Source organism: Nesterenkonia maliinae (genome assembly GCF_051262655.1).
In the GTDB taxonomy this organism is placed as follows: Bacteria; Actinomycetota; Actinomycetes; order Actinomycetales; family Micrococcaceae; genus Nesterenkonia.
This window is the reverse complement of record NZ_JBIMEY010000019.1, coordinates 1-6,261: the sequence shown is the minus strand read 5'-3', so window position 1 is coordinate 6,261 and position 6,261 is coordinate 1. Positions and strand designations below refer to the sequence as shown.

General features: G+C 54.6%; 3 rRNA genes. All 3 read right to left on the bottom strand.

The annotated features are described in order from the left end of the window. Positions 1-65: 65 nt before the first annotated feature. Positions 66-182: ribosomal RNA gene (rrf, locus tag ACHAA4_RS15355) — 5S ribosomal RNA — on the bottom strand. Positions 183-456: 274 nt separating this feature from the next. Beyond that, positions 457-3,566: ribosomal RNA gene (locus ACHAA4_RS15350) — 23S ribosomal RNA — on the bottom strand. Between the two features lie 458 nt (positions 3,567-4,024). Beyond that, positions 4,025-5,549, bottom strand: a 16S ribosomal RNA gene (locus ACHAA4_RS15345). The 16S, 23S and 5S rRNA genes sit together here, the layout of an rRNA operon. Positions 5,550-6,261: the final 712 nt, after the last annotated feature.

The window sequence follows — 6,261 nt, the reverse complement described above, 5'->3', positions numbered from 1 at the left end:
CCCTGGATACAGGTCAAGCCCGGTCCCCCACAGGGGACCGGGCTTGAACCCTCCATACAAAAAGTGTCCGGCGGCGACCTACTCTCCCACACACTCCAGTGTGCAGTACCATCGGCGCAGTGGGCCTTAGCTTCCGGGTTCGGGATGGGACCGGGCGTTTCCCCCACGCTATGACCGCCGTAACTCTAGAACAACACCCCTTCCCACACCACCACACCACACACACCCCCAAACAAACCGGGGTGGGTGTACCTGTGGAGGGGTACCAGGACGTTGTAAACCTAAACTCACAACAACACTATTCAACTACTACTGACTCTGACCCACACCACCACCAGCACCACCCCGAAATAAGGGGGGTCCACGGGTGTTGTGGGGTTGTTGGCAGAGAACCGCCTAGTGGACGCAAACACGCAATTGTTCAATTGACACTCATCGAGCACACTTTTATGAGTGTGGTGTAAGTGATCGGCTTATTAGTACCAGTCAGCTTCACGCATTGCTGCGCTTCCACATCTGGCCTATCAACCCAGTAGTCTAGCTGGGAGCCTTCACACCCGAAGGTGACGGAGATCTTATCTTGAAGCCGGCTTCCCACTTAGATGCTTTCAGCGGTTATCCATCCCGAACGTAGCTAATCAGCGGTGCACTTGGCAGTACAACTGACACACCAGAGGTTCGTCCGTCCCGGTCCTCTCGTACTAAGGACAGACCTTCTCAAATCTCCTGCGCGCGCAGCGGATAGGGACCGAACTGTCTCACGACGTTCTAAACCCAGCTCGCGTACCGCTTTAATGGGCGAACAGCCCAACCCTTGGGACCAACTCCAGCCCCAGGATGCGACGAGCCGACATCGAGGTGCCAAACCATGCCGTCGATATGGACTCTTGGGCAGGATCAGCCTGTTATCCCCGAGGTACCTTTTATCCGTTGAGCGACGTCCCTTCCACACGGTGACGCCGGATCACTAGTCCCAACTTTCGTTCCTGCTCGAGCTGCCGCTCTCACAGTCAAGCTCCCTTGTGCACTTACACTCGACACCTGATTGCCAACCAGGCTGAGGGAACCTTTGGGCGCCTCCGTTACTCTTTAGGAGGCAACCGCCCCAGTTAAACTACCCACCAGGCACTGTCCCTGGACCCGATCAGGGCCCGAAGTTAGATGCCTAACAACACCAGAGTGGTATTTCAACGATGACTCCACAACCACTAGCGTGGCCGCTTCACAGTCTCCCACCTATCCTACACAAGTGATGTCAAACACCAATACCAAGCTATAGTAAAGGTCTCGGGGTCTTTCCGTCCTGCTGCGCGTAACGAGCATCTTTACTCGTAGTGCAATTTCGCCGAGTCCACGGTTGAGACAGCGGGGAAGTCGTTACTCCATTCGTGCAGGTCGGAACTTACCCGACAAGGAATTTCGCTACCTTAGGATGGTTATAGTTACCACCGCCGTTTACTGGGGCTTAAATTCAGAGCTTCGCCATAAGGACTAACCCTTCCTCTTAACCTTCCAGCACCGGGCAGGAGTCAGTCCGTATACATCGTCTTACGACTTCGCACGGACCTGTGTTTTTAGTAAACAGTCGCTTCCCCCTGGTCTCTGCGACCACCACCAGCTCACCAAAGCAAGCCTGGATCACCAGGGTGGTCCCCCTTCTCCCGAAGTTACGGGGGTATTTTGCCGAGTTCCTTAACCGTGGTTCTCTCGATCGCCTTAGTATTCTCTACCTGACCACCTGTGTCGGTTATGGGTACGGGCGGTACAAGCCCTCGCGTCGATGCTTTTCTTGGCAGCATAGGATCACTGAATCCCCCACAAAGTGGAGTCCCATCAAGTCTCACCCATATAACGAGTCCCGGATTTGCCTAGGACTCGGGCTACACTCTTAGACCCAGACAACCATCGCTGGGCTCAGCTACCTTCCTGCGTCACACCTGTTAATACGCTTGGCTCCCCGGTTCAGGTCCTGCGCTCCTCGTACACGTCGTACCCACAAGGGGCACGCTCTAGCACGATTCGGGCAGTTAGTATCACCAGTTCACCATGGGCGGTCTTATACCGGTACGGGAATATCAACCCGTTATCCATCGACTACGCCTGTCGGCCTCGCCTTAGGTCCCGACTAACCCAGGGCAGATTAGCTTGACCCTGGAACCCTTAGTCATTCGGCGGACACGTTTCTCACGTGTCTTTCGCTACTCATGCCTGCATTCTCACTCGAACACACTCCACAGACGAGCTTACGCTGCTGCTTCACCGCAGTGTTCGACGCTCCCCTACCCATCCAGTCCGCAAGGGACTAAATGCCACAGTTTCGGTGGTGTGCTTGAGCCCCGCTAAATTGTCGGCGCGGAATCACTTGACCAGTGAGCTATTACGCACTCTTTCAAGGGTGGCTGCTTCTAAGCCAACCTCCTGGTTGTCTAAGCAACTCCACATCCTTTCCCACTTAGCACACGCTTAGGGACCTTAACTGGTGGTCTGGGCTGTTTCCCTCTCGACCATGAAGCTTATCCCCCACAGTCTCACTGCTGCGCTCTCACTTGACCGGCATTCGGAGTTTAGCTGACGTCAGTAACCTTGTAGGGCCCATCGGCCATCCAGTAGCTCTACCTCCGGCAAGAAACACGCAACGCTGCACCTAAATGCATTTCGGGGAGAACCAGCTATCACGGAGTTTGATTGGCCTTTCACCCCTACCCACAGCTCATCCCCCCAGTTTTCAACCTAGGTGGGTTCGGTCCTCCACGCGCTCTTACACGCGCTTCAACCTGGCCATGGGTAGATCACTCCGCTTCGGGTCTAGACCCAGCGACTCAAACGCCCTATTCAGACTCGCTTTCGCTACGGCTTCCCCACACGGGTTAACCTCGCCACTGAGCACTAACTCGCAGGCTCATTCTTCAAAAGGCACGCCATCACACCCCTATAGGATGCTTTGACGGATTGTAGGCACATGGTTTCAGGTACTATTTCACTCCCCTCCCGGGGTACTTTTCACCATTCCCTCACGGTACTGATTCACTATCGGTTAGTAGGTAGTATTTAGGCTTACCAGGTGGTCCTGGCTGATTCACACAAGATTCCTCGAGCCTCGTGCTACTCGGGATACACTCACAGGCCGGCGGAACGCATTACGACTACGGGACTCACACCCTCTACGGCGAAGGACTCAACCTTCTTCGTCTATACGCCCGCACCTCAACCCGGAGGACTGGTAGATCCTCCACGAAATGTCCCACAACCCCGACCACGCAACCCCTACCAGGTATCACACGCAGCCGGTTTAGCCCCATCCGCTTTCGCTCGCCACTACTCACAGAATCACTACATTGTTTTCTCTTCCTGTCGGTACTGAGATGTTTCACTTCCCGACGTTCCCTCCAACCGGTCTATACATTCAACCGGTGGTCACACACCATCACAGCATGCGGGGTTTCCCCATTCGGAAATCCTGGTATCAACGCTCGGTTATCAGCTCCACCAGGCTTATCGCAGATTCCCACGTCCTTCATCGGCTCCTACTACCAAGGCATTCACCATGCGCCCTAAAACACTTACGACCGCCATCACAGTAGCTGCGATGACACTCACAAATAAGTGCTCGACTAAAAATTGACACAAAAAACACCAGCCGCACCAAAGGTGCGACCAGCATGATTCGAGTATTTTGTTCAAAAGAACAAAGATGCTCGCGTCCACTATGCAGTTCCCAAACAACAACCCCCACCACCATCACCAACCCGCATAAAGCAGGCCGGCTACCTGAAGCCGAGGGCCAGATCTTGAAACAACCATTGTTGTCTCAGGACCCAACAGTGTGCCAAGCACCACGCTCAAAAAGCACCAGTCCTCTTTCCGACCCATCGTGACCCCACACAAAGTGTGAGCGACAGGCGTACCGGAGAAACCAGTGCCAAGACCGTGATGACGATTCGTTGATATTCCACCCTTGAGCAAACCACCAGTCACACGAACGGCGACATGAAGTGGCGGACCCGACTCGGGTCCTGCTCCTTAGAAAGGAGGTGATCCAGCCGCACCTTCCGGTACGGCTACCTTGTTACGACTTAGTCCCAATCGCGAGTCCCACCTTCGACGGCTCCCCCCACAAGGGTTAGGCCACCGGCTTCGGGTGTTACCCACTTTCGTGACTTGACGGGCGGTGTGTACAAGGCCCGGGAACGTATTCACCGCAGCGTTGCTGATCTGCGATTACTAGCGACTCCAACTTCACGAAGTCGAGTTGCAGACTTCGATCCGAACTGAGACCGGCTTTTAGGGATTAGCTCCACCTCACAGTATCGCAACCCATTGTACCGGCCATTGTAGCATGCGTGAAGCCCAAGACATAAGGGGCATGATGATTTGACGTCGTCCCCACCTTCCTCCGAGTTGACCCCGGCAGTCTCCCATGAGTCCCCACCATAACGTGCTGGCAACATAGGATAGGGGTTGCGCTCGTTGCGGGACTTAACCCAACATCTCACGACACGAGCTGACGACAACCATGCACCACCTGTGAACCGACCCCGAAGGGAAACTGCATCTCTGCAGCGATCCGGTCCATGTCAAGCCTTGGTAAGGTTCTTCGCGTTGCATCGAATTAATCCGCATGCTCCGCCGCTTGTGCGGGCCCCCGTCAATTCCTTTGAGTTTTAGCCTTGCGGCCGTACTCCCCAGGCGGGGCACTTAATGCGTTAGCTACGGCGCGGAAAACGTGGAATGTTCCCCACACCTAGTGCCCAACGTTTACGGCATGGACTACCAGGGTATCTAATCCTGTTCGCTCCCCATGCTTTCGCTCCTCAGCGTCAGTAACAGCCCAGAGACCTGCCTTCGCCATCGGTGTTCCTCCTGATATCTGCGCATTTCACCGCTACACCAGGAATTCCAGTCTCCCCTACTGCACTCTAGTCTGCCCGTACCCACTGCACACCCGAGGTTGAGCCTCGGGCTTTCACAGCAGACGTGACAAACCGCCTACGAGCTCTTTACGCCCAATAATTCCGGATAACGCTCGCGCCCTACGTATTACCGCGGCTGCTGGCACGTAGTTAGCCGGCGCTTCTTCTGCAGGTACCGTCACTTTCGCTTCTTCCCTGCTGAAAGCGGTTTACAACCCGAAGGCCGTCATCCCGCACGCGGCGTCGCTGCATCAGGCTTTCGCCCATTGTGCAATATTCCCCACTGCTGCCTCCCGTAGGAGTCTGGGCCGTGTCTCAGTCCCAGTGTGGCCGGTCACCCTCTCAGGCCGGCTACCCGTCATCGCCTTGGTGAGCCATTACCTCACCAACAAGCTGATAGGCCGCGAGTCCATCCAAGACCGATAAATCTTTCCACCAGCACCCCATGCGAGGACTGGTCGTATCCGGTATTAGACCCAGTTTCCCGGGCTTATCCCAGAGTCAAGGGAAGGTTACTCACGTGATACTCACCCGTTCGCCACTAATCCGACCGTGCAAGCACGGTCTTCATCGTTCGACTTGCATGTGTTAAGCACGCCGCCAGCGTTCATCCTGAGCCAGGATCAAACTCTCCATTAAAAAATTAATAAGAGAAAGCATCCACAATCAACAACAAACAGACCAGACCCTGCCAGAAAAACAAGGCCCTCACGATCCGCTCATCATCAACCACGGACACCAGTTAATGAATCCTTGGCTAAATTTGCGATCACTATCACGGGGGTGATAATGTCACTGTTATAACCAAATAAATAATTTGGTATCAACAAACTTGGCACACTATTGAGTTCTCAAACAACAACCGCTACCGGCACCATCAGAAGTTTTTCTCTGAATCGCTCCGAAGCAACTTTGTAAGCTTACCAACAAGCTTCCGCATCGTCAATTCGGCGTTCCCACCGTCTTGACCCGACTCGAAGTGAATCACCCACCAGCGAATACTTACTGTGTGGCCGACTCGAACTCGTCGTCTGCGCGGTTCTCAACTCTACGTCCTGATCTTCCTCGGCGTCAACTCAAGGTCAACACCATGTGAACACCAGAAAAACCGTAGTCTCGAACCCCCACCTAGAAGACCTGCCCGACACCGATCAGCAGCCATAAGAGACCGGCCAACCGCAGTCCAGGAACAGATCCTGTGTGAGAAAAGCTATGTGGTTATCAAATCCGGGTCTTCATCGGTCCGCCGTGGCTTTCCGCTGTGCGCCCTTGAGCACGAGATAGAACTTTACACATGCCCCGCCGAGTCCGCAAACCACAACCCATGCGACCTGCATCACAGCCCTGCATC